The sequence below is a fragment of the Sphingomonas sp. PP-CE-3G-477 genome (assembly GCF_003050745.1).
Lineage (GTDB): Bacteria > Pseudomonadota > Alphaproteobacteria > Sphingomonadales > Sphingomonadaceae > Sphingomonas.
On record NZ_QAOF01000003.1, the window covers coordinates 383,789 to 405,978 of the forward strand.

The window sequence follows — 22,190 nt, forward strand, 5'->3', positions numbered from 1 at the left end:
CTCTCACCCCGGTTGCAGAGGGCCTTACCCGTTTATCGGGGAAAGGCAAGGTGTTCAGGTTTACCGGAACGCGCCGCCACGAACCTGGACCACGTTGCCGCGACCGTTGATCAGCAGTGCGTCGTTGCCCGAGCGGACCCACTGGCTGCCACGCGGCGGGGCGGCGAGGCGATAGTTGCGATACGTCGTGATCACCCGGTAGTTCTGAGCCTGGCGACGATCGAAGCGCTGGCCGGCCCGCCAGTTGCGATACTGCGGCGTGCGGACGACGGTGCGCTTGGTGACGACGGTGCGGCCGTTGTTATCGTTGTGGCGCACGGTGGTGACTTCGCGACGCTGCTGCGCTTCAGCAGGCGCTGCGGCGAGCAGCGGGCTGGCGACGAGGGTGGCGGCAAGCGCGCTGAGGATGAACGTCTTCATGATAATCTCCCGTTTGAAACACGGCGCCGTTGCTGCGGCGTCCTCCATAATCTGGGAGCCGATTGTCGCAGGCGATTGTCGCAAGGTCGGCGAAATGGTCGCATATTGTCGCAAGGCCGCGTGGTTCGTTCAGGTTGCAACTCGACGCGCACCTTTATAGGCCCCGCGCTGAAACGAAGACCCAACACAGAGGATAGGCCATGCGCGCGTTCATCTTCCCCGGCCAGGGGAGCCAGTCTGTCGGCATGGGCAAGGCGCTCGCCGACGCCAGTGCCACCGCCCGCGAGGTCTTCGCCGAAGTCGACGAGGCGCTCGGCCAGCACCTGTTCCGCCTGATGAGCGAAGGGCCCGCGGACGACCTGCTCCTCACCGAGAACGCGCAGCCCGCGATCATGGCGAACGCGATCGCCACCCTGCGCGTCGCCGAGAAGGAAGGCGGCATCCGCCTCGCCGACAAGGCGGATTACGTCGCCGGCCACAGCCTCGGCGAATACACCGCCTTGTGCGCCGCCGGAGCGCTCGACCTGTCGACCACCGCCCGCCTCCTGAAACTCCGCGGCCGCGCGATGCAGGCGGCAGTACCGGTAGGCGAGGGCGCGATGGCCGCGCTGCTCGGCACGGACCTCAAAAAGGCGCAGCTGATCGCCGGCGCCGCGGTCGACGCGATCCTCGCGGAGGGTGGTCCCGAACTGATCTGCACCGTCGCCAACGACAATGACCCCTCGCAGGTCGTCATCTCCGGCCACCGCCTCGCCATCGAAAAGGCGATCACGCTAGCCAAGGACCTAGGCGCCAAGCGCGCGGTATTGTTGCCCGTCTCCGCTCCCTTCCACTGCCCCCTGATGCAGCCCGCCGCCGAAGCCATGGAAGCCGCGCTCCTCGACGCTGACCTTCGCGCGCCTTTGGTCCCGGTTTTCGCCAACGTAGACGCAACCGCCGTCGCCGACCCCGGCGCGATCCGTCACCTTCTGGTCCAGCAGGTCACCGGCATGGTCCGCTGGCGCGAATCGGTGTTGGCGATGCATGCGGCGGGGGTCGACCACTTCGTCGAATTCGGCGGCAAGGTGCTCAGCCCGATGGTCAAGCGCATTACCCCCGACGTCGAAACGACGAGCGTCATCACGATGGACGACATCGAGGAACTCGTGAAGAAGATGTAATCACGCGGAGACGCGGAGCCGCGGAGAGAAGATTTGAGAGAAATCGATCAGATCAGTGGCGATGTGCTCGATCTCTCACTTCGCATTCACCGCGAGCTGGGTCCGGGGCTTCTCGAAAGCGTCTACGAGATGGTCTTGGCGGGTAAGCTTGCCGGTCTGGGTTACCACGTGGCGCGGCAGCGACCGGTAGACATCGAGTTTGACGGCATGCGCTTCGAAGCGGCCTTCAGAATCGATCTACTCGTCGACGAACGCCTTCTGGTCGAAATCAAATCGGTAGAGCAACTGAACGCCGCGCACCGCAAACAACTGCTGACCTACCTACGCCTAACCCACCAGCCCGTAGGGCTGCTGATCAACTTCGGTGGCGCAACGCTGAAAGAGGGAGTGCGACGGATCGTAAACGACCATCGCCCCTCCGCGGCTCCGCGTCTCCGCGTGAACAATCTTCTTGGAGACTGACCAATGTTCGACCTCACAGGCATGACCGCCCTCGTCACCGGAGCATCCGGCGGGATCGGGTCCGAGATCGCCAAGGCCCTAGCCGCCCAAGGCGCCCGCCTGGCCGTATCCGGCTCCAACGCCGACAAGCTCGAAGCCTTCCGTGCCACCCTCGGCGGCGACCACGTCGCGCTTCCCTGCAACCTCTCCGACGCCGCTGCCGTCGACGCGCTCGTCCCTCAGGCGGTGGAGAAGCTCGGCAAGCTAGACATCCTCGTCAACAACGCCGGCGTCACCCGCGACAATCTCGCGATGCGGATGAAGGACGATGAGTGGGACAGCGTTATCCGCGTCAATCTCGAAGCCGCGTTCCGCCTCATGCGCGCCGCCGCCAAGCCGATGATGAAGGCACGCTTCGGCCGGATGATCTCGGTCACCTCGATCGTCGGCGTCACCGGCAACCCCGGCCAGGCGAACTACGCCGCATCGAAGGCCGGCCTGATCGGCATGTCGAAATCGATGGCGCAGGAACTCGCCAGCCGCGGCATCACCGTCAATTGCGTCGCGCCCGGTTTCATCACCTCGCCGATGACCGACGCGCTGCCCGACGCGCAGAAGACTGCGCTCACCGCGAAGATTCCCGCCGGCCGTCTCGGCGAGGGCGCAGACATCGGCGCGGCGATCGTGTACCTTGCTAGCCGTGAAGCCGGGTACGTCACGGGACAAACCGTGCACGTGAACGGCGGGATGGCGATGATCTGAACTTGCGCGCTGAACTACCGCGTTCTAGGTGCGTTCAGGAAATACCTAAAACCCCCAGATTTGAAGAGGGAACTACCATGAGCGAGACCGCTGACCGCGTGAAGAAAATCGTCGTCGAGCATCTCGGCGTCGAAGCCGACAAGGTGACCGAGGACGCGAGCTTCATCGACGACCTGGGCGCAGACAGCCTCGACATCGTCGAACTCGTCATGGCGTTCGAGGAAGAGTTCGGTGTCGAGATCCCCGATGATGCCGCCGAGAAGATTGCGACCGTCAAGGACGCCATCACCTACATCGACGAGCACAAGGCCTGATCAGGGTCTAGGGTTCAAAACTTTGGACCTGCCCTGAAGGGTGTGATTTGAGCGGCTCCCCGTCCTTGGGCAAAGAGGGCGGGGAGCCGTTTCGTTTTGAGAGCAGACGGAGTTTGAAGCCATGCGGCGTGTCGTCGTAACCGGGCTAGGCCTGGTCACCCCCTTGGGGGCGGATGTTGAAACGGCCTGGGCGAATATCCTCGCCGGCAAGTCGGGCGCGGGCCCGATCACGCGCTTCGACGCGTCGGATCAGGCGTGCCGCATCGCCTGCGAGGTTAAGCCGGCCGACCACGAATATGGCTTCGACCCCGGCAAGCGAGTCGACCACAAGGTCCAGCGCCAGGTCGATCCGTTCATCATCTACGGCATCGACGCCGCGGGCCAGGCTCTGGAAGACGCCGGTCTGCTCGACATGACGCTCGAGGAAAGCTGGCGCGCCGGCGTCTCGATCGGTTCGGGTATCGGTGGCCTGCCGGGTATCGAGAGCGAGGCGATCGTGCTCCATACCAAGGGCCCGCGTCGCGTTTCGCCACACTTCGTCCACGGCCGCCTGATCAATCTGATCTCGGGCCAGGTCTCGATCAAATACGGTCTGCGCGGTCCGAATCATGCGGTCGTTACCGCCTGCTCGACCGGCGCGCACGCGATCGGCGACGCCGCGCGGATGATCGCGATGGACGACGCCGACGTGATGCTCGCGGGCGGCGCGGAGGGCACGGTCTGCCCGCTCGGCATCGCCGGGTTCGCACAGGCCCGCGCGCTGTCGACCAACTTCAACGATTCGCCCGAAAAGGCCTCGCGCCCTTACGACAAGGACCGCGACGGCTTCGTCATGGGCGAGGGCGCCGGCGTGCTGGTGCTCGAGGAGTACGAACATGCTAAGGCGCGCGGCGCGAAGATGTATGCCGAAGTGATCGGCTACGGTCTGTCGGGCGACGCGTACCACGTGACCGCGCCGCATCCGGAAGGCGATGGCGCGTTCCGCTCGATGCAGATGGCGATCAAGAAGTCGGGCCTTAAGCTCGAGGACATCGATTACATCAACGCGCACGGCACCTCGACGCCGCTCGGCGACGAACTCGAACTCGGCGCGGTCCGTCGCCTGTTCGGCGATGCGATCTCGGGTCTGTCGATGTCCTCGACCAAGTCGGCGATCGGCCATCTGCTCGGCGGCGCCGGCGCGGTCGAGAGCATCTTCTGCATCCTCGCGCTGCGCGACCAGATCGTCCCGCCGACGCTGAACCTCGACAATCCGAGCGACAGCTGCGTGGGGGTCGATCTCGTCCCACACGTGGCCAAGAAGCGTGAAGTCCGCGCGGTGCTAAACAATTCGTTCGGCTTCGGCGGCACGAATGCCTCCTTGGTGATGACCAAGGTTCGTTAAGAAGGTTTGTTTCCCCGCGAAGGGTCACCCATCAAAGCAATACTTTGATGGGGCCCAAGGCGGGGGCCCAGACTGGGCTCCCGCCTTCGCGGGAGAACAAGAGGTAGTGATGCGCAAGGTCGGCTGTTTCGGACTCGTCTTAGGCTTGGCGGCAATCGTTGCGCTGTTCCTGGTCGTGCAGGGCTGGGGCGGCGCAGGCCCGGCCCCGCGCACGCTGACCGTGCAGATCGGCGAAGGCAGCACGCTGGCCGGCGCTGCCACCGAACTCGAAAAGGCCGGCGCGATCCCCTCGGCCCGACGCTTCAGCCTGTACGCCCGCGTGTTCGGCTCGGGCGACCCGATCAAGGCCGGCGAATACCGCATCGCGCCACACACCAGCCAGTCCGACATCCTCAAGCTGATGCAAGGCGGCAAGGTCGTCCAGCGCCTCGTCGTCGTCCCCGAAGGCTATCCCTCGGTCCTCGTCCACGACGCGTTGATGAAGGCCGACGGCCTGATCGGCACCGTGCCGGTCCCCGCGGAAGGCTCGATCCTCCCCGACAGCTACGCCTTCCAGGCCGGCGACACCCGCGCATCGGTCGTGGTGCGGATGCAGGCGGCGATGAAGAGCTACCTCGCCACCGCCTGGGCCGCGCGAAAGCCCGGCATCGCCGTGACGACGCCCGAACAGGCAGTCATCCTCGCCTCGATCGTCGAGAAGGAAACCGGCAAGCCCTCCGAACGCCGCACCGTCGCCGCGGTCTACGGCAATCGCCTGCGGGGCGGCATGCCGCTCCAGGCCGACCCCACGGTGATTTACCCGATCACCAAGGGCCGCCCGCTGGGCCGCCGTATCTTGCGGTCGGAACTGCACGCGAAGAACGGCTACAACACCTATGCCGAAGCCGGCCTGCCGGTCGGTCCGATCGCCAACCCCGGCCGCGCCTCGATCGACGCGGTGCTCGATCCGGCGCAGACCCAGGCGCTCTATTTCGTAGCGGACGGCACCGGCGGCCACGTGTTCGCGAACACGCTGGCCGAACACAACGCCAACGTGAAGAAATGGTACGCCATCCGCAAAGCCCGCGGCGAAATGTAATCCTCCCCGGAACGGGGAGGGGGACCATCCGCAGGATGGTGGAGGGGGCTCACCGCGAGCGTACCAGCAGTCGCGACTAGGCCAGGCGGTACACTCGTGGCGCTCCCCCTCCACCCCGCCGCTGCGCGTCGCGGTCCCCCTCCCCGTGCCGGGGAGGAATTACCCCCGCAGCGCGTTAGCCGCGCGCGCCTTGATCTCGATCTCCGCCATCGTCCCGCCGGTCACCCAGCTTCCGCCCACACACAACACTGGCTTGAACGCCAGCCACTCGGGCGCACTCGCTTCGGTGATTCCGCCGGTCGGGCAGAAGCTGCACTGGTAGAACGGCGCGGCGAGAGCCTTGAGCGCCTTCAACCCGCCATTCGCCTCGGCCGGGAAGAACTTGAAGTGCGTCAGCCCCAGGTCGAGTCCGGTCATGATATCCGCCGCATTGGCGATCCCCGGCAGGAACGGAATGCCGCTCTCGATGATCGGCATAGCGAGGCGTTCGGTCAGCCCCGGCGACACGATGAACTCCGCCCCCGCATCGCGGACCTGCGCGAACTGCTGCGTGTTGACGACGGTGCCTGCGCCAACGATCGCGCCCGGCACCTTCTTCATCTCGGCGATCGCCTCCAGTGCGGCGCCGGTGCGCAACGTCACTTCCAGCACGCGCAAGCCGCCGGCGACGAGCGCCTCGGCGAGCGGACGAGCGAGCGCCGCGTCCTCGATCACCAGCACCGGGATGACGGCGCTGGTCTGCATGATGTCTGCGATAGTTGCGTTCATTGGGTATGTTCCTGTGCGAAGGCGGCCGCGGCGCCGAACAGGCCGGGCTGGGGATGGGTGATCAGCTTGACGGGCATTGCCGCCATCATGCCCTGGAAGCGACCCTTGGCGACGAAGCGCTGGTCGAAGCCCGAGCGAATGAGCCGATCCTTGATCCGGAAGCCGAGCCCGCCTGCGATCACGACTGCCTTGGCGCCCTGTGCCAGCGCAAGATCGCCCGCGACCGCGCCGAGTGCTAGACAGAACCGGTCGAGCGCGGCGAGCGCGATCGAATCGGTACCGTCGATCGCTTCGGTCCAGATCGTCTTGTCGTCATGGCTTGGCACAGCGCGGCCCTCCAGTGCGGCAAGCGTCTCGTAGATCGCGACGATGCCGGGTCCAGCAACGACGCGCTCGGCCGAGACGCGCGTGAAGGTTTTCCGCAGCCGTTTGAGCAACGCATCCTCGATCCCATCGAGCGGCGCGAAGTCCATATGCCCGCCCTCGGTCTCAAGGACCTGATAGCCGTCTTTGCGCCGCAACAACTGCGCGACGCCGAGCCCGGTGCCAGGGCCGCAGATCGTCGTGATGCCCTCGGACGGCAGCGGCGTATCGGGGCCGCAGAGATGGATGAAATCGCTGCTCGGCACCTGCGCGACGGCATGGCCGACCGCGCCGAAATCGTTGACGACCACCCATTGGTCGGCCTTCAGTCGCTCGGTGATCAGCGACTTGCGGATGATCCACGGGTTGTTGGTCAGCCGGATGACATCGTTCGCGACCGGCGACGCGACCGCGATCGCCAGCGCGCGGGGCAGGGGGCGACCGAGGCCTGCCTCGAACGCCTGGTACGCGGTCTGGAGCGACGCGTGGTCTGCGGTCTTCAGCGTCGCCGGCTCGCCAAGCGACACGACGCGCCCGTTCTCGACCTCGGCGATCGCGAAGCGGGCGTGCGTTCCGCCGATATCTGCCGCTACGATTTCCATGTCGTCCTCCGTCTATTATTATTGTCCCCCGTCATCCCAGCGAAAGCTGGGATCTCAAGCCGCACACTCCGTCCCCGTGGAGCGAGGTCCCGGCTTTCGCCGGGATGACGGAGGTGTGGCCGCGGCAACGGCGGTTCGTGTGACGTTCTAAAGCCCAGCGCCCGCCAGCATCGCCGACGCACCCTTCTCGGCCTCGTCGGCAAGCCCTCGGAACATCCCGAACAGCTCGCGACCCATGCCGCTGACTGGCGGCGGTATCGCGACCATCTCGCGCGTCGCCCACACATCCGCGTCGACCAACGCCTCGAGTGTGCCATTCACCGCGTCCACCCGGATCATGTCGCCATCGCGAATCAACCCGATCGCACCATCGAGCAGCGCCTCCGGCGAGCAGTGGATCGCGCACGGCACTTTCCCGCTCGCGCCCGACATCCGGCCATCGGTGACCAGCGCCACCTTGAACCCGCGATTCTGCAACACTCCCAGCGGCGGCGTCAGCTTGTGCAACTCGGGCATGCCGTTGGCGCGCGGCCCCTGGAAGCGGACGACGACGACGACGTCCTTCTCCAGTTCGCCGCGCTTGAACGCCTCGATCACGTCAAGCTGGTCGTCGAACACCATTGCAGGCGCCTCGACGATCCAGCGCTCGCGCTCGACCGCGGACACCTTGATGCACGCCCGGCCGATATTGCCCGCGAGAATCCGCATGCCGCCATCCGGCGAGAACGGCGCGGTCGCAGGACGGAGGATCGTCTCGTCGCCGCTGTCCGGCGTATCGCGCCAGCCGAGCGTATCGCCCTCGACGACCGCGGTCTTCGCATAGGCCGAAAGATCCTCGCCGCCGATCGTCATGATGTCGCCGTGCAGCAGGCCTTCGCCAAGCAGCTCGCGGATCACATAGGGCATGCCGCCGGCTGCCTCGAACGCATTCACGTCGGCCGAGCCGTTGGGATACACGCGCGCGATCAGCGGGACCACGCAGGAAAGGCGATCGAAATCCTCCCAGTCGATGATGATCCCCGCGGCGCGCGCGATCGCCGGAACGTGGAGCAGATGATTGGTCGAGCCGCCGGTCGCGAGCAGGCCGACCGCGGCATTCACGATCGCCTTCTCGTCGACGCAATGCCCGAGCGGCCGATACGAATCGCCGCGCGCGCCGATCTTCGCCAGCCGGTGCACCGCCGCCCGCGTCAGTTCCTGGCGCAGCTTGGTACCCGGATTGACGAACGCCGCGCCCGGCATGTGGAGACCCATGACCTCCATCATCATCTGGTTGGTGTTCGCCGTGCCGTAGAAGGTGCACGTGCCCTTCGAATGATACGCGCCGATCTCGGCTTCGAGCAGTTCGTCGCGCCCGACGAGCCCTTCCGCGAATTTCTCGCGGACAGCTGCCTTGGCCTTGTTGGGCAAGCCGGTCGGCATCGGCCCGCCGGGGATCAGCACCATCGGCAGATGCCCAAAGCGCAGCGCGCCCATCAGCAGACCCGGCACGATCTTGTCGCAGATGCCGAGCAGCGCCGCGCCTTCGAACGTTCCGTGCGACAAGGCAATCGCGGTGCTCAGCGCGATCGTATCGCGGCTGAACAGCGACAGCTCCATGCCCGGATACCCTTGCGTCACGCCGTCGCACATCGCTGGCACGCCGCCCGCGACCTGTGCGGTCGCACCCGCTTCGCGCGCCCAGATCTTCATCAGTTCCGGGTAGCGATAATAGACGGCGTGTGCCGACAGCATGTCGTTATACGCGGTAACGATACCGATGTTCATGCCGGCATCGGCCTTCATCGCGTCGCGGTCTTCCTCGGTCCCGGCATAGGCGTGCGCGAGGTTCGCGCAGCCCAGACCTGGACGTCGGACCTGCGCCGCCGCCTCGCGCTCGATCAGCGCGAGGTAGGCGGCACGGCTTTCGCGCGAGCGCTCGATGATCCGGTCGGTCACCGCGGAGACGACGGCGTTGAGCATCGTCACGGCGCCCAGTGCACGTCGACCGGCAGCTCGACCTCGGCCAGCACGCGGCCGATCGGGTAGGACGACGACGGCCCCTGTTCGATCGCCTGCTCGAGCACCTTCTTCTTCGCGTCGCCGGTGATCATGATCATCAGCGCCTTCGACGAAGCGATCGCCGCAGCCGACAACGTCACGCGCGCCAGCGGAGCCTCGGGTGGCAACGGATCGGGCATCACGCCGAGCGCACGGCGCTCCTTGGGACCGCTCAGCGCCTCGTCGTAATCGGGGCCTGGGAAGATCGATGCGGTATGCCCGTCGCCGCCCATGCCGAGCAGGCAGAAGTCGAGCGGCCAGTGCAGGTCCTGCATCAGCGCATCCGCAGAACGCCCGGCAGCCTTGTAGTCCGGCATCGCCTCGGGAACGATCGGCTTCACGCGCGCGCCCTTGGGAAGGAAGATCTTCGCCAGCGCCGTCACGTTGGACAGCGGATCGCCAAGCTTCACGATCCGCTCGTCGCCGGGGATGATCGTGACCTTCTTCCAGTCGAGCTTCGCCTGGGCGAGCTTCTCATACGCGGCGAACGGCGTCTTGCCGCCCGCCAGCGCGATCACCGCCGAGCCGCGCGCGTCGAGTGCGCTCTCGATGACGAACTGGATATCGCCCGCGACCGCGTTGGCGAGCTCACCCGCATCGTCATATTCCCACCATTCGATTTCGGTCATAAACTTGAACTCACTCAGAAAATTGCTGTCAAAAATGCCGTTCGTGCCGAGCAGGGATCGAGCGAAGTCGAGATCCCGTATCGAGGTACAATGCCACAAACGGGCCGATCCCTCGATACGCCTTCTCGACTTCGCTCGAAGGCTACTCGGGACGAACGGAAGAAACCAAACTCAGTCGTCCTGCCAAGTCACGCCGTCGCGTTCGGTCAGCGCGATCGCCGCGGATGGACCCCAGCTACCCGAGGCATAGCTCTTGGGCTTCATCGCGTTGGCCTTCCAGCCCTCGCGGATCGCGTCGATCCAGGTCCATTGCGCCTCGACCTCGTCACGGCGCACGAACAAGGTCTGGTCGCCCTCGATCAGGTCGAGCAGCAGACGTTCATACGCGATCCGCCGACGCGAACCCGCGAACTCGGCATCCAGGCTCAGGTTCAGCGGCACTTCGCGCAGGCGGACGCCCTCGCGATCGAGCCCCGGCTCCTTCGCCATCACCAGCAGCTGGACATACTCCTCCGGCTGGAGGCGGATGATCAGCATGTTGGGCTGCAACAGCCCGCCACGACCCGCGAACATCGAATGCGGCACCGCCTTGAACTGGATCGCGATCTCGCTCTGGCGCGTCGCCATGCGCTTGCCGGTGCGCAGGTAGAACGGCACGCCCTGCCAGCGCCAGTTGTCGACATGCGCCTTGATCGCGACAAACGTCTCGGTGGTTGATGGCTTGCCCAGTTCGTCGGAGTAGCTCTTGACGATCTTCCCCTTTACCGCGCCGTCGCCGTACTGGCCGGTGACGGTAACGTGCGGCACTTCCTCGGGCTTGATCAGCCGCAACGATCGGAAAACCTTCGACTTCTCGTCGCGGACGTCGGTGCCCTCGAACCGCGCCGGTGGCTCCATTGCGATCAGCGCGAGCAGCTGGAGCATGTGGTTCGCGACCATGTCGCGCAGCGCGCCCGCGGTCTCGTAATAGCCGGCGCGCTCTTCGAGCCCGACTGTCTCGGAGATCGTGATCTGGACGTTGTCGATGCCTTGCGCGTTCCACACCGGCTCGAAGAACGAGTTGCCGAAGCGCAGCGCGAGGATGTTCTGGACAGTTTCCTTGCCGAGATAATGATCGATCCGGTAGGTCCGCTCCTCGGGGAAAGCCTTCGCCACCGCATCGTTGATCTCGCGGCTCGTCTCCAGGTCGTAGCCGAGTGGCTTCTCCAGCCCGACGCGCACGGTCTCGCCAGCAAGCCCAACCTTGTGCAGCCCCTCGATCGCGGCTTCGAACAACGAGGGAGCGGTCGACAGATAGATCGCCAGACCGCCCGAGATATCGCCGATCTTGTCCGCTAGCGGCTGGAAGCTCGCCGGATCCGACAGGTCGGTCGGCTGATAGAAGATCCGGTCGAGGAACGTCCCGATCGCGCTTTCGTCCTTGCGGTCCTCGGGCAGGAACTCGTCGAGCGCCTTCTTGGCGAACTTGCGGTAATCCTCGTCGTCATGCTCGTGACGCGCGGCGCCGGTGATCGTCAGTTCCTCGGGCAGCAACCCGTCGGCGTGCAGGCCATAGAGCGACGGCAGCAGCATGCGCTGTGCGAGATCGCCGGTCGCGCCGAACAGGAGCAGCTTGGCTACGGGATTACGGTGCATGAAAGCTCCTGGATTTGCCGATGGGCCGGGCGAAGAACGCCGGTCCTAGAAAACGAGGCCGGCTACGGGATCGACCCCGGCCATGATGTTGAGGTTCTGGACCGCGGCACCGCCGGCACCCTTGCCGAGATTGTCGAGCGTCGCGACCAGCCGCGCATGGCCGACCGCGTCGTTGCCGCAGACCCGCAGCGTCAGCCGATCGGTCCCTGCGTTCTCCTCGATATCGACCGAGCCGATATCGCCGGGCGCGACCGAGACGAGCTTCGAGCCATCGAATGCGGCGCGCAGTACGTCTTCGATCGCCGCGAGCGTGGGGCGGCCAGGCAGGGCGTGGAGGTGCAACGGCACTTCGACGACCATGCCGCGGTAGGTGTTCGCCACGGCGGGCGCGAAGATCGGCGCATGGGTAAGGCCAGCGTGCTGCGTCATCTCGGCGATATGCTTGTGCGCGAGGCCTAGCGCGTAGGCGCGGAAGGCCGTCGCCGGCTCGCCATTCTCGAACGCCGCGATCATCGCCTTGCCACCGCCCGAGTAACCAGAGGTCGCATTGACGCTCAGCGGGAGATCGGCGGGGATAAGACCGGCAGCTACGAGAGGCGCGACGAGCGCGAGGAAACCAGTGGGATAGCAGCCGGGGTTCGAAACGCGCATCGCGGTCGCGACCTTCTCGGCCTGGCCCGGCAACTCGGGGAAGCCGTAGGTCCAGCCGGCAGCGACGCGGTGTGCGCTCGATGCGTCGATCACACGCGTGCGCGCATTGTCGATCAGCGTGACTGCTTCGCGCGACGCCTCGTCCGGCAGACAGAGGATGACGAAATCGGCATCGTTCAGCGCCTCGCGCCGTGCCGCCGGATCCTTGCGCCGGTCCTCGGCCAGCAACGCCAGCGTGATGTCGGTCCGTCCGGCAAGCCGGTCGCGGATTTCGAGCCCGGTGGTGCCGATTGCGCCATCGATGAAGACCGTAGTCATGCCGCGTCCGTCGTCGAAAGGTCGAGCGCAGCGGCCTCGACATAGCCGACCAACCCGCTTGGACGCGCAACGCCCCATGCGGAAACGCCGGCAATCTCCAGCACTTCGAAACTGTCGCCAGGGTTGAGGTCGACCATCGTATCGCTCGCTTCGTCTCGTCCGCTGCGCAACAAAACTGTGCGCGCGACGGGCCGTATCATCGGCACGGCATAGTGTGGAGCGAATACGTATTCGGCGAGGCGAATATCGGCGATATCGCGGCGAACCGCGTGGGTACGCGGGTCGAGTTCGACGGAGCGGCCCGTCAGCGAAAAGCTCGTACGGGCCTGGTCGTCGAATGGCTCAAGCGTGAGCGGCTGCGCGCCCGTTGGAACCAGCAGGGGCGGGGCCGTCGCCGATGAATTGCCCGAACTCTTCAAGAAAATCTGCCCCTTCGGTCGTGCGCGCGACGAAGATGTTGCGCTTGTCGCTATCGTCGCGTTGCCGGCGCAGATAGCCGAGGGCACCCAGTCTGTTCAAGGCGCGCGTGACGACCGGCTTCGATACGTTCAGCGCACGGGCTAGGCCGCGCACCGTATGCGGTCCCGGTTTGAGATAAACGAGCAGAAGAAGAGCCATCTGACGATTGGTCAGATCGGGTTCGCCCGAGCGGACATAGTCCACCAGAGCGGTCATCCAGGTCGATAAGGTATTGGCTGCCATTGATGCCACAGCGTTGATCCGCCATCCGAATTTATATGCACGATACCCACTGATGAGCGTCATTACGGGTTCACAACGCCGCCCGGACGTCATGTTTCCGTAGCTTTGCGATTGGTTTGCGATATGCGGAGCCAGCGCCGCGGTCGATCGCCCGGTTGATCGAAACCGCGACGTCGCCTATGTGCGCGCCTTCGCAAAAGTTCCGGGGTTTTCCGCGCAATGTTCGCCTTTCTGCTCGTCATCCACGCGATCATCGCGGCCGCCCTCGTCACGGTGATCCTTATGCAGCGCTCGGAAGGCGGCGGTCTGGGTATGGGCGGCAGTCCGTCGGGCCTGATGTCGGCGCGCGGCGCGGCCGATTTCCTGACCCGCGCGACCGGCGTTCTCGCGACGATGTTCGTGCTGTTCTCGATCCTGCTCGCAGTCCTTGCGGCGAATCACCGGACGACCACGATCGATACGTCGCTAGCGCGCACCCCGGCGGCGGCAACGGCCGTTCCGACCGCGCAGCCGAAGGGTGACGCGGCACCGTTCGCCGGTGGCGCCGAGAATGCCGGTGTACCAGCCGGCACGACCAAGCCGGCCGACAACGGCGTGGTCCCGCTAGCCAACTAAATACTCCATTCGCCGATAAAAGGCCCCTGCGTGATCCGCGGGGCTCTTGTCGTTCGTCCCCAACACACGCTACGAGACTCTTCCCATGGCTCGGTACATTTTCATCACCGGGGGCGTGGTTTCGTCGCTCGGTAAAGGTCTCATGGCGGCATCGCTTGCCGCTCTCCTTCAGGCACGCGGGTACACCGTCAGGATTCGGAAGTTCGATCCGTATCTTAACGTCGATCCCGGCACGATGTCGCCGTATCAGCACGGCGAGGTCTACGTCACCGACGACGGCGCCGAGACCGATCTCGACCTCGGCCATTACGAGCGCTTCACCGGCGTTCCCTCGCGCCAGTCGGACAATGTGACGAGCGGTCGCATCTATCAGCAGATCATCACGCGTGAACGTCGCGGCGATTACCTTGGCGCGACCGTGCAGGTCATCCCGCACGTCACCGACGCGATCAAGGCGTTCGCGCGTGCCGAGACCGACGATATCGACTTCGTCCTCTGCGAGATCGGCGGCACCGTCGGCGATATCGAATCACTCCCGTTCATCGAGGCGATTCGCCAGCTCAAGAACGAGGAAGGTCGCGGCAACGCGATCAGCATCCACGTGACCTTGGTGCCGTACATCGCCGCCGCCGGCGAGCTGAAGACCAAGCCGACTCAGCATTCGGTCCGCGAACTCGCCGCACTCGGCGTGCAGCCTGACGTGCTGGTGTGCCGCTGCGAACATCCGCTGCCGCCGTCGGAGCGCGCCAAGATCGCGCTGTTCTGCAACGTTCCCGCCAGCGCGGTCATTCCCGCGCTCGACGCGAAGAGCATCTACGCGGTGCCGCTCCAGTATCACGGCGAAGGCCTCGACATCGAAGTGCTCCGCGCGTTCGGGATCGAGCCCGCCGACGCGCCCGATCTGTCGCGCTGGACCGAGATCATGGACCGCCTGACCAATCCGCAAGGCGAAGTCACGATCGGCGTGGTCGGCAAATATGTCGGGCTTCAGGACGCGTACAAGTCGCTCAACGAGGCGCTGGTCCACGGCGGCATCGCGAATCGCGTGAAGGTCAACGTCCGCTGGATCGACGCGGAGCTGTTCGAGAACGCCGAGAGCGACATCGCCGGCCAGCTCGAGCCGTGCGACGCGATCCTCGTCCCCGGCGCGTTCGGCGAGCGTGGCGCGGAGGGCAAGATCGCCTCCGTCAAATTCGCGCGTGAGCGGAAAATTCCGTATTTCGGGATCTGCTTCGGGATGCAGATGGCCTGCGTCGAGGGCGCGCGCGATCTCGCCGGCATCCCCAATGCGTCGTCGACCGAGTTCGGCCCGACCGACGAACCGGTGGTCGGCATGATCACCGAATGGATGGGCCGCGAAGGGCTCGAAACGCGTGCGGCCGAAGGCGACATGGGCGGCACGATGCGGCTCGGCGCGTATGACGCGAAGCTCGACGGCAACAGCGTCGTGGCGTCGATCTACGGCGGGACCGAGATTTCGGAGCGTCATCGTCATCGCTACGAGGTCAACACCGGCTACAAGGAGGCCTTGGAACAAGGCGGCCTCGTCTTCTCTGGCATGTCCCCGGACGGCACGCTGCCAGAGATCGTCGAACGCCCCGACCACCCCTGGTTCGTCGGCGTCCAGTTCCACCCCGAACTGAAGTCGAAGCCGTTCGACCCGCATCCGCTGTTCGCAAGCTTCATCGAAGCCGCGGTCAAGCAGAGTCGCTTGGTCTAATTACCTCGCAATCCTCCCCCTGGCGGGGGAGGATCAGATCGAGCGCCAGAGTAGCTGGCAATTCGCCCGAGCCGGGCTCGTTCCTGCGTCCACGACCCCGCACAACCGAAAGCCGTGAGTTCGCGGAACCGTGGACCCCGGAACCAGTCCGGGGTGAAGGATCACTCTTGGCATCGTCCAGCCAAAACCTGAACCGCGAGCGCCGCGAAGCCCGGCTTTCTTCCCCCCAAGACAAGCCCGCATTGAACATCCCCCGAATTACTAGACTTTACGCGCAAAGGTTCAGGGGAAAAGATTCATGTCGCTTACGCTTGCGCTGCTGCTGGCCGGTCAGGTCGCCACCGTTTCAACACCGTCCGACCAGTCGACCGTTCCGCAGGCGCCCGCTGACGACCAGGCGAGCGGACAGGCCAGTGGCCGCCTCGGCAACCAGCAGCAGGGCGGAGGCGGCGATATCGTCGTTACCGCACGCCGCCGCGCCGAGACGATCCAGACCGTCCCCATCGCGATGTCGGTAATCGGCGGCACCGCGCTCGCCGAGACCGGCGCGTACAACGTCAGCCGCCTGACGCAACTTCAGCCGACGCTGCAATTCTATTCGACCAACCCGCGCAACTCCGCCGCGAACATCCGCGGGCTGGGCGCGCCGTTCGGCCTGACCAACGATGGGATCGAGCAGGGCGTCGGCATCTATGTCGACCAGGTTTATTACAGCCGGATCGCCTCGGCGACGTTCGACTTCACCGATACCGAGCGGATCGAAGTCCTCCGCGGACCGCAGGGCACGCTCTACGGCAAGAACACCACGGCCGGCGCGATCAACATCACGACCCGCAAGCCCAGCTTCACGCCCGAGGCACGGATCGAACTGACCACGGGCAACTATCAGTTCATCCAGGCCAAGGCCTCGGTGTCCGGCCCATTGATACCCGACAAGCTGGCGATCCGGCTGTCGGCTGCAATTACAGAGCGCGACGGCACGATCCACAACGTCGCGACCGGCAAGGATCTCAACGCGCAGGACAATAAGAGCATCCGCGGTCAGCTCTACTGGAAGCCGACCGATACGCTCGATCTCGCCTTGTCGGGCGACTACGGCCAGCAGAACCCGAATTGCTGCGTGCAATATTACGCGCGCACCGGCGCGACACAGCGGCCGCTTACCCGGCAATATGCCGCACTCGCCGCCGCGCAGGGCTATGTCGTGCCGTCGACCAACGCGTTCGACCGGGTGACCGACGTCGATACGCCGTTGCGCGCGAAGCAGGAACTGGGCGGCGTGTCGCTGCTCGGCAATCTGGATTTGGGCGCGTCGACGATCACCTCGGTCAGCGCATGGCGGTTCTGGAACTGGGATCCGTCGAACGATCGCGATTTCATCGGCCTGCCGATCACTACCGTCTCCGCCAATCCGTCGCAGCAGACCCAGTATAGCCAGGAGCTGCGGATCGCGTCGAACGGCAAGCACACGCTAGATTATGTGCTCGGCGCGTTCTATTTCTACCAGACGATCGATACGCAGGGCCTTCAGGTGCAGGGACCGGCGGCGAGCCGCTTCCTGCTCAATCCTGGCGCCAGCGTAGCGCCTGGTGCCAGCGGCTGCGCAACCGCCACGACGGCAGCCTGCAACCCGGCAGCGTTGAACGGGCTGACCTCGCGCAACACGATCGGCTTCACCAACACCAGTGCGGCGCTGTTCGGCAAGTTGACTTGGAACGTCAGCGACCGGTTCCAGATCTCGCCCGGCCTGCGTTTGAACTACGACAAGAAGAAGGGCGACTATGTCTCGGTCGTCACCAACGGCACAGGCACCGCGCTGACCGCGGATCAGCGCGGGGTGCTTGCGCCGCAGAGTTACCAGCCCGATTTCAACAATTGGAACCTGTCGGGGGATATCACGGCCGCCTACACCGTGACGTCCGACATCCACGCCTATGCGACCTATGCGCGCAGCTACAAGTCGGGCGGCATCAACCTGTCGGGCCTGCCACTCGATGGCAGCAACAATCCGATCCTGTCGGCCGCCACGGTGAAGCCCGAAAAGGTGAACCACTTCGAATTGGGGCTGAAGACCCAGTTCCTAAACCGCCGGGTCACCCTGAATCTGGCCGGCTTCTGGACCGAGATCAGCGATTACCAGGCGACCGTCACCAACGGCCAGCTCGGCGTGTTGCGCGGCTATCTCGCCAATGCCGGCAAGGTTCGGACTCGCGGTCTCGAATTCGACTCGGCGTTCCGTCCCACCGATCGGTTCAGTTTCTACGCGAACGGCGCGTATACCGACGCGAAATACGTCAAGTTCGTCGATGCGCCGTGCCCGCCCGAACTGTCCGGCGGCACCACCGCGACCGCCGGCCAGACGCCGAGCGCAGCCGGTACGGCCGGCGGGATCAGCCCGCAGAATTGCGATATCTCCGGCCAGCGCCTGCCCGGCGTGTCGAAATGGGCGTTCTCCTACGGTGCGGAATACGACCTGCCGGCGACGATCGGCGGGCTCGATGGCCAAGTCTATCTCGGCTATGATGGCAGCTATCGGTCGACCTTCTCGTCCAATCCGTCGCGCTCGGCCTATACCGATATCAACGGCTACGCGCTCAGCAACTTCCGCCTCGGGTTCAAGGCAAAGGACAGCTGGAACGTGTTCGGCTGGCTCCGCAACGCGTTCGACGAGAAGTATTACGAGGTGCTTGCGCTCCAGTCGGGCAGCACGGGCCTCGTCGTCGGTCAGCCCGGTGATCCGCGCACCTATGGCCTGACCGTCTCGCGGTCGTTCTAAGCATTACTTGCGGGGCGTCACCCTCCTTGGTCGTCACGGGGCGTTCAGGTTTAACGTCCTATACGACGGAATACGATCCGGAGAGACATCGCAGTCGGAAGCTCCCGATGTCTCTCCGGTTCGGAGCGATCGACGGCCCTAAGCTGTATCGACGCGCGTCCGGCGCCATCCCCTTGCACGCAGCCCCCTCGAAGCGCAGTCTGTTGATCTAAAGCAATCGACCCAGGCCAATCTGGCTCGACCAACAAGGGTGGCGGCATGTTCTTCGTACGACAGGGGCCCTTGTGGTTCCGGCTGACCACGGGCGCCCTTGTCGCCTGGGCGCTCATCGGTTGTTTCATGTGCCTGCAACAGGTGCGGCTCGGTGCCGACGCCATGGGGAGGGCGAGTGCCTATGACCGGGCGCTCTACGCGGCATTGCCCAGCTGGTACGATCCGCTGTTCGCCGTCGCGGTACTGGCCGGGCTGGTTGGCGCTGTGCTGCTGTTCATGCGCCGTGCCAGCGCCCGTCCGTTCCTGATCGCATCGCTGGGTGCCACGATCGTGCAGTTCGGCTGGCTGCTCGCGTCGACCGACATCGTCGCGCGCAAGGGTGCCAGCGAGACGCTCGGTTTCCCCTTGGTCATCGTCCGATCGCTGTATTCACGCTGTGGCTCGTCGGCCATGCCCGGCACAAGGGCTGGGCGGTTTGAACCGGGCAAGGCTGCGAAGACTGGGCGAGCCGGGGGTCGCGCGCTAGAACACGCGCATGTCCACGACCTATACCCTCGACACCGCGACGAGTCGCGCCAACCCGACGCCCGCGCCGCTCAAGCGCCTGACGATCCCCGCGATCCGCCGCCAGAAGGGCAAGACGCCGCTCGTCATGCTCACCGCCTACACCGTGAGGGCGGCGCAACTGCTCGATCCGCACTGCGACATGCTGCTGGTCGGCGACAGCCTCGGGCAGGTGATCTACGGCCTGCCATCGACCGTACCCGTCACGCTGGAAATGATGGCAGCGCACGGCGCCGCGGTGGTGCGGGGCAGCTATCACGCCGTCGTCGTGATCGACATGCCGTTCGGCAGCTACGAAGCCTCGCCCGAAAAGGCGTTCGAGAGTGCGGCGTTCCTGCTCAAGCAGACCGGCGCAGCGGCGGTGAAGCTCGAGGGCGGCACCGCGATGGCGTCGACCGTCAAGTTCCTGACAGAGCGCGGCATTCCGGTGATGGGCCATGTCGGCCTGACTCCACAGGCGGTCAATGTCCTCGGCGGCTACGGCGCTCGCGGTCGAACGCCAGAGGAGGCGGCCAAGATCGTCGCCGACGCGCAGAGCATCGCTGAGGCTGGCGCGTTCTCACTGGTGATCGAAGGCGTGATCGAGCCAATCGCGATCGAGATCACCAACTCGATCGCCTGCCCGACAATCGGCATCGGTGCATCGGCGCAGTGCGACGGACAGGTGCTGGTGACCGAGGACATGCTAGGGATGTTCGACCGGACCGCGAAGTTCGTGAAGCGGTTCGCCGACATCGCCGACACGATTGCCTCCGCGACGCAGACCTATGCGGACGACGTCCGATCGCGCGCGTTTCCCGGCGCGGAGCAGGTCTACGCGCCCAAGGATTGATCCGCTTCCGTTTCGGTTCCGGCGCGGCTAAGGTCCGCGCCGCCCACCCCCTCACTATTCCCGGAGCATTCCTTGGCCCTCCCGCCGAAAACCGATCAAGCATTCCTGCGTGAGGTCGACGAAGAACTGCGACGCGATCAGCTCGCCGGGTTCTGGACGAACTGGGGCATCTGGGTCGGGGGCGCCATCGTCGCGGCACTCGCCGCACTCGCCGGTTTCCTCTACTGGCAACATCACAATGGCGAGGCCGCAGGTGTCGAGGGCGAGCAGCTCCAGGCCGCCTACGACTCGCTCGGCGCGAATAACGCCGCAGCCGCTGCAAAGCCGCTCGCCGAACTCGCCAAGTCGAACCGCGACGGCTACCGCGCGCTCGCGCTGTTCACGCAGGCCGACGTCCTTCTCCAGAAGGACGACCTCAAGGGCGCCGCGGCCAAGCTCGGCGCCATTGCGGCGGATACGTCGCTGGCAAAGCCGTTCCGTGATCTCGCGCTGGTTCGCCAGACGTCGGCCGAGTTCGATACGCTGAAGCCGCAAGTCGTCGTCGAGCGGCTTCGTCCGCTGGCAGTGCCCGGTGGTCCGTGGCTCGGTAGCGCGGGCGAGATGGTCGCGATCTCCTATCTCCGCATGAACCAGCGCCAGCAGGCGGGAACGCTGTTCGGCCAGATTGCGCGCGATACCGGCGTGCCCGAGACGATCCGTCAACGCGCGGTTCAGATGGCCGGCGTACTGGGTGTGGACGCTGTTGCCAGCACGGGCGCTACTGCCAGGGTGATCACTCCGGCTGCATCAAACGAGGATACCAAGGCGCAATGATGAAGACATATCGGGTGACGGTGGCCGTTGCCGCGCTCATGGCGCTGAGCGGTTGCGGGATCTTCAAGGGCAGTGTGAAGAAGACGCCCACCGTCGGTGACCGTGTGTCGATCCTCGTTTCCGAAAACGAGGTCGAGACGGACAAGACGATCGCCGACGTCCAGGTCCTGCTGCCGGCCCCCGCGGTCAACGACGCCTGGGCCCAACCCGGCGGCAACCCCGCCAAGTCGATGGGCCAGCTCGCGCTTGGCGAACAGCCAAAGCGCGCGTGGCAGGCTTCGATCAACGGTGGGTCGAACCGCGAGCGGCTCGGCGCCGCGCCGGTCGTCGCCGACAACAAGCTGTTCGTGACCGACGTCACCGCGACGATCCACGCATTCACCGCCGACACCGGCGCACCGTTGTGGACCGCGGGTATCACCGAGGGCAAGCTTAACAAGGCTGCGCGGTTTGGCGGCGGCGTCAGCTATGACGACGGCAAGCTCTACGCCACCGATGGCGTCGGCGATGTCGTCGCGATGAACGCCGCCGACGGCGCGATCCTGTGGCGCGCCAAGCCGGGTGCACCGCTCCGCGGTTCGCCGACTGTGGCCAACGGCGCTGTCTATGTCCTGACGCAGGACAACCAGGTCTTTTCGCTCAACCAGGCCGACGGCAAGGTGCAGTGGGTCCAGTCGGGTACGCTCGAAACGCAGGGCGTGTTCGGCGTCGCGGCCCCCGCCGTGAGCCAGGGCACCGTGGTCGCGGGCTTCTCGAGCGGCGAACTCAGCGCGTATCGTTACGAGAACGGTCGTATCCTGTGGCAGGACGCGCTCTCGCGCACCTCGGTCACCACGTCTGTGTCGAGCCTATCGGATATCGATGCGGCTCCGGTCATCGACGGCGGTCGCGTTTATGCGGTCGGGCAGGGTGGTCGCATGGTCGCGCTCGAATTGTCGACCGGTCAGCGGCTGTGGGAGCAGAACTTCGCGGGCATCTCGACGCCGTGGATCGCGGGCGAGTGGCTGTTCGTGGTGACCGACGATGCCAAGCTCGTCTGCTTGTCGCGTTCGAATGGCAAGGCCCGCTGGATCGCTCAGCTGCCGCGCTTCCAGAACGAGAAGAAGCGCAGCAACGCGATTACGTGGTTCGGCCCGATCCTGGCCGGCAACCGTCTCGTCCTGACGAACTCGCGCGGCGAGATCAATTTCGTCTCGCCGACGGACGGTACGGTGAGTTCGACCATCGAGACCAAGGCGCCGTTCTCGCTGCCGCCGATCGTGGCGAACTCGACGCTCTACACGCTCGACCAGAAGGGCAAGGTCACCGCGTACCGGTGATCCAATACCCTCTCCCCATCGGGGATAGGGAAGGGACCCGCCGCTTGCGGTGGGAAGGGTGAGGGGGAGTG

At 65.4% G+C, this 22,190-nt stretch carries 22 protein-coding genes; 12 read left to right on the forward strand and 10 right to left on the reverse strand.

Going from position 1 to position 22,190, the window contains the following annotated elements; translation table 11 throughout:
* Positions 1-60: 60 nt before the first annotated feature.
* Positions 61-420, reverse strand: a complete 360-nt coding sequence (locus tag C8J45_RS09230) for an RcnB family protein (protein WP_107963019.1) — start codon at positions 418-420, stop codon at positions 61-63.
* A gap of 200 nt (positions 421-620) precedes the next feature.
* On the opposite strand from C8J45_RS09230, the gene fabD reads away from it, so the two are divergent.
* The 6 genes from fabD (at position 621) to mltG (ending at position 5,559) form a co-directional block, all read left to right on the forward strand.
* Positions 621-1,580: an ACP S-malonyltransferase gene (gene fabD, locus C8J45_RS09235; RefSeq protein ID WP_107962930.1), complete on the forward strand. Its 960-nt coding sequence runs from the start codon at positions 621-623 to the stop codon at positions 1,578-1,580.
* Between the two features lie 33 nt (positions 1,581-1,613).
* Positions 1,614-2,042: a GxxExxY protein gene (locus C8J45_RS09240; protein ID WP_107962931.1), complete on the forward strand. Its 429-nt coding sequence runs from the start codon at positions 1,614-1,616 to the stop codon at positions 2,040-2,042.
* A 3-nt stretch (positions 2,043-2,045) separates the two neighbouring features.
* Entirely contained in the window at positions 2,046-2,783 is a 738-nt protein-coding gene (gene fabG / locus C8J45_RS09245; protein WP_107962932.1) for a 3-oxoacyl-[acyl-carrier-protein] reductase, read from the forward strand.
* Positions 2,784-2,860: 77 nt separating this feature from the next.
* Positions 2,861-3,097, forward strand: coding sequence for an acyl carrier protein (locus C8J45_RS09250; RefSeq protein WP_031393971.1), 237 nt, complete (start codon positions 2,861-2,863; stop codon positions 3,095-3,097).
* A 121-nt stretch (positions 3,098-3,218) separates the two neighbouring features.
* Positions 3,219-4,481, forward strand: a complete 1,263-nt coding sequence (fabF, locus tag C8J45_RS09255; RefSeq protein ID WP_107962933.1) for a beta-ketoacyl-ACP synthase II — start codon at positions 3,219-3,221, stop codon at positions 4,479-4,481.
* Positions 4,482-4,590: 109 nt separating this feature from the next.
* The gene (mltG, locus tag C8J45_RS09260) at positions 4,591-5,559 is read left to right on the forward strand and encodes an endolytic transglycosylase MltG (protein WP_107962934.1); all 969 of its coding nucleotides are present in this window, start codon (positions 4,591-4,593) and stop codon (positions 5,557-5,559) included.
* A 159-nt stretch (positions 5,560-5,718) separates the two neighbouring features.
* On the opposite strand, the gene eda is transcribed toward mltG, so the two are convergent.
* From eda to C8J45_RS09300, 8 genes are all read right to left on the reverse strand, one after another.
* Positions 5,719-6,327 carry a bifunctional 4-hydroxy-2-oxoglutarate aldolase/2-dehydro-3-deoxy-phosphogluconate aldolase gene (gene eda / locus C8J45_RS09265; protein WP_107962935.1) on the reverse strand — a complete coding sequence of 203 codons (609 nt, stop codon included), beginning with the start codon at positions 6,325-6,327 and terminating at the stop codon, positions 5,719-5,721.
* Entirely contained in the window at positions 6,324-7,292 is a 969-nt protein-coding gene (gene glk, locus C8J45_RS09270; RefSeq protein ID WP_056486103.1) for a glucokinase, read from the reverse strand. The genes eda and glk overlap by 4 nt, the downstream gene beginning before the upstream one ends.
* A gap of 147 nt (positions 7,293-7,439) precedes the next feature.
* Positions 7,440-9,254 carry a phosphogluconate dehydratase gene (gene edd, locus C8J45_RS09275; protein ID WP_107962936.1) on the reverse strand — a complete coding sequence of 605 codons (1,815 nt, stop codon included), beginning with the start codon at positions 9,252-9,254 and terminating at the stop codon, positions 7,440-7,442.
* A gap of 2 nt (positions 9,255-9,256) precedes the next feature.
* Positions 9,257-9,961 carry a 6-phosphogluconolactonase gene (gene pgl, locus C8J45_RS09280; RefSeq protein ID WP_107962937.1) on the reverse strand — a complete coding sequence of 235 codons (705 nt, stop codon included), beginning with the start codon at positions 9,959-9,961 and terminating at the stop codon, positions 9,257-9,259.
* 171 nt (positions 9,962-10,132) lie between these two features.
* Positions 10,133-11,596 (reverse strand): glucose-6-phosphate dehydrogenase, encoded by a 1,464-nt coding sequence (gene zwf, locus C8J45_RS09285; RefSeq protein WP_107962938.1) that lies wholly within the window; start codon positions 11,594-11,596, stop codon positions 10,133-10,135.
* Between the two features lie 45 nt (positions 11,597-11,641).
* A complete protein-coding gene (gene argC / locus C8J45_RS09290; protein ID WP_107962939.1) occupies positions 11,642-12,565 on the reverse strand; it encodes an N-acetyl-gamma-glutamyl-phosphate reductase in 924 nt (307 codons plus the stop codon).
* Positions 12,562-12,765, reverse strand: a complete 204-nt coding sequence (locus tag C8J45_RS09295; protein ID WP_258191377.1) for a hypothetical protein — start codon at positions 12,763-12,765, stop codon at positions 12,562-12,564. Before C8J45_RS09295 ends, argC begins: the two co-directional genes overlap by 4 nt.
* A 142-nt stretch (positions 12,766-12,907) precedes the next feature.
* Complete coding sequence (locus C8J45_RS09300; protein ID WP_056050858.1) at positions 12,908-13,240, reverse strand: MarR family transcriptional regulator; 333 nt, start codon at positions 13,238-13,240, stop codon at positions 12,908-12,910.
* A gap of 246 nt (positions 13,241-13,486) precedes the next feature.
* Between C8J45_RS09300 and secG the strand changes: the two genes are divergently transcribed.
* From secG to C8J45_RS09315, 3 genes are all read left to right on the forward strand, one after another.
* A complete protein-coding gene (secG, locus tag C8J45_RS09305) occupies positions 13,487-13,882 on the forward strand; it encodes a preprotein translocase subunit SecG (RefSeq protein WP_107962940.1) in 396 nt (131 codons plus the stop codon).
* An 85-nt stretch (positions 13,883-13,967) separates the two neighbouring features.
* The gene (locus C8J45_RS09310; RefSeq protein WP_107962941.1) at positions 13,968-15,602 is read left to right on the forward strand and encodes a CTP synthase; all 1,635 of its coding nucleotides are present in this window, start codon (positions 13,968-13,970) and stop codon (positions 15,600-15,602) included.
* 298 nt (positions 15,603-15,900) lie between these two features.
* The gene (locus tag C8J45_RS09315; protein WP_107962942.1) at positions 15,901-18,378 is read left to right on the forward strand and encodes a TonB-dependent receptor; all 2,478 of its coding nucleotides are present in this window, start codon (positions 15,901-15,903) and stop codon (positions 18,376-18,378) included.
* Between the two features lie 407 nt (positions 18,379-18,785).
* Here the strand turns inward: C8J45_RS09315 and C8J45_RS19220 are convergent, their stop codons facing one another.
* Entirely contained in the window at positions 18,786-19,043 is a 258-nt protein-coding gene (locus tag C8J45_RS19220) for a hypothetical protein (RefSeq protein WP_181321172.1), read from the reverse strand.
* Positions 19,044-19,126: 83 nt separating this feature from the next.
* Here C8J45_RS19220 and panB point away from each other — a divergent pair, with 83 nt between their 5' ends.
* From panB to C8J45_RS09335, 3 genes are all read left to right on the forward strand, one after another.
* Positions 19,127-19,987 carry a 3-methyl-2-oxobutanoate hydroxymethyltransferase gene (gene panB / locus C8J45_RS09325; protein WP_107962943.1) on the forward strand — a complete coding sequence of 287 codons (861 nt, stop codon included), beginning with the start codon at positions 19,127-19,129 and terminating at the stop codon, positions 19,985-19,987.
* A 72-nt stretch (positions 19,988-20,059) separates the two neighbouring features.
* Positions 20,060-20,800: a tetratricopeptide repeat protein gene (locus C8J45_RS09330; RefSeq protein WP_107962944.1), complete on the forward strand. Its 741-nt coding sequence runs from the start codon at positions 20,060-20,062 to the stop codon at positions 20,798-20,800.
* Positions 20,797-22,119, forward strand: a complete 1,323-nt coding sequence (locus C8J45_RS09335; protein ID WP_107962945.1) for a PQQ-binding-like beta-propeller repeat protein — start codon at positions 20,797-20,799, stop codon at positions 22,117-22,119. Before C8J45_RS09330 ends, C8J45_RS09335 begins: the two co-directional genes overlap by 4 nt.
* The last annotated feature ends 71 nt before the right edge of the window (positions 22,120-22,190 follow it).

Coding starts and splice junctions, on each gene's coding strand:
- panB (WP_107962943.1), top strand. CDS start 19,127: ATGTCCACGACCTATACCCTCGACACCGCGACGAGTCGCGCCAACCCG.
- glk (WP_056486103.1), bottom strand. CDS start 7,292: ATGGAAATCGTAGCGGCAGATATCGGCGGAACGCACGCCCGCTTCGCG.
- C8J45_RS09295 (WP_258191377.1), bottom strand. CDS start 12,765: ATGATACGGCCCGTCGCGCGCACAGTTTTGTTGCGCAGCGGACGAGAC.
- mltG (WP_107962934.1), top strand. CDS start 4,591: ATGCGCAAGGTCGGCTGTTTCGGACTCGTCTTAGGCTTGGCGGCAATC.
- fabF (WP_107962933.1), top strand. CDS start 3,219: ATGCGGCGTGTCGTCGTAACCGGGCTAGGCCTGGTCACCCCCTTGGGG.
- C8J45_RS09300 (WP_056050858.1), bottom strand. CDS start 13,240: ATGACCGCTCTGGTGGACTATGTCCGCTCGGGCGAACCCGATCTGACC.
- secG (WP_107962940.1), top strand. CDS start 13,487: ATGTTCGCCTTTCTGCTCGTCATCCACGCGATCATCGCGGCCGCCCTC.
- fabD (WP_107962930.1), top strand. CDS start 621: ATGCGCGCGTTCATCTTCCCCGGCCAGGGGAGCCAGTCTGTCGGCATG.
- C8J45_RS09230 (WP_107963019.1), bottom strand. CDS start 420: ATGAAGACGTTCATCCTCAGCGCGCTTGCCGCCACCCTCGTCGCCAGC.
- eda (WP_107962935.1), bottom strand. CDS start 6,327: ATGAACGCAACTATCGCAGACATCATGCAGACCAGCGCCGTCATCCCG.
- C8J45_RS09310 (WP_107962941.1), top strand. CDS start 13,968: ATGGCTCGGTACATTTTCATCACCGGGGGCGTGGTTTCGTCGCTCGGT.
- C8J45_RS09315 (WP_107962942.1), top strand. CDS start 15,901: ATGTCGCTTACGCTTGCGCTGCTGCTGGCCGGTCAGGTCGCCACCGTT.
- C8J45_RS19220 (WP_181321172.1), bottom strand. CDS start 19,043: ATGGCCGACGAGCCACAGCGTGAATACAGCGATCGGACGATGACCAAG.
- pgl (WP_107962937.1), bottom strand. CDS start 9,961: ATGACCGAAATCGAATGGTGGGAATATGACGATGCGGGTGAGCTCGCC.
- C8J45_RS09250 (WP_031393971.1), top strand. CDS start 2,861: ATGAGCGAGACCGCTGACCGCGTGAAGAAAATCGTCGTCGAGCATCTC.
- fabG (WP_107962932.1), top strand. CDS start 2,046: ATGTTCGACCTCACAGGCATGACCGCCCTCGTCACCGGAGCATCCGGC.
- zwf (WP_107962938.1), bottom strand. CDS start 11,596: ATGCACCGTAATCCCGTAGCCAAGCTGCTCCTGTTCGGCGCGACCGGC.
- argC (WP_107962939.1), bottom strand. CDS start 12,565: ATGACTACGGTCTTCATCGATGGCGCAATCGGCACCACCGGGCTCGAA.
- C8J45_RS09335 (WP_107962945.1), top strand. CDS start 20,797: ATGATGAAGACATATCGGGTGACGGTGGCCGTTGCCGCGCTCATGGCG.
- edd (WP_107962936.1), bottom strand. CDS start 9,254: ATGCTCAACGCCGTCGTCTCCGCGGTGACCGACCGGATCATCGAGCGC.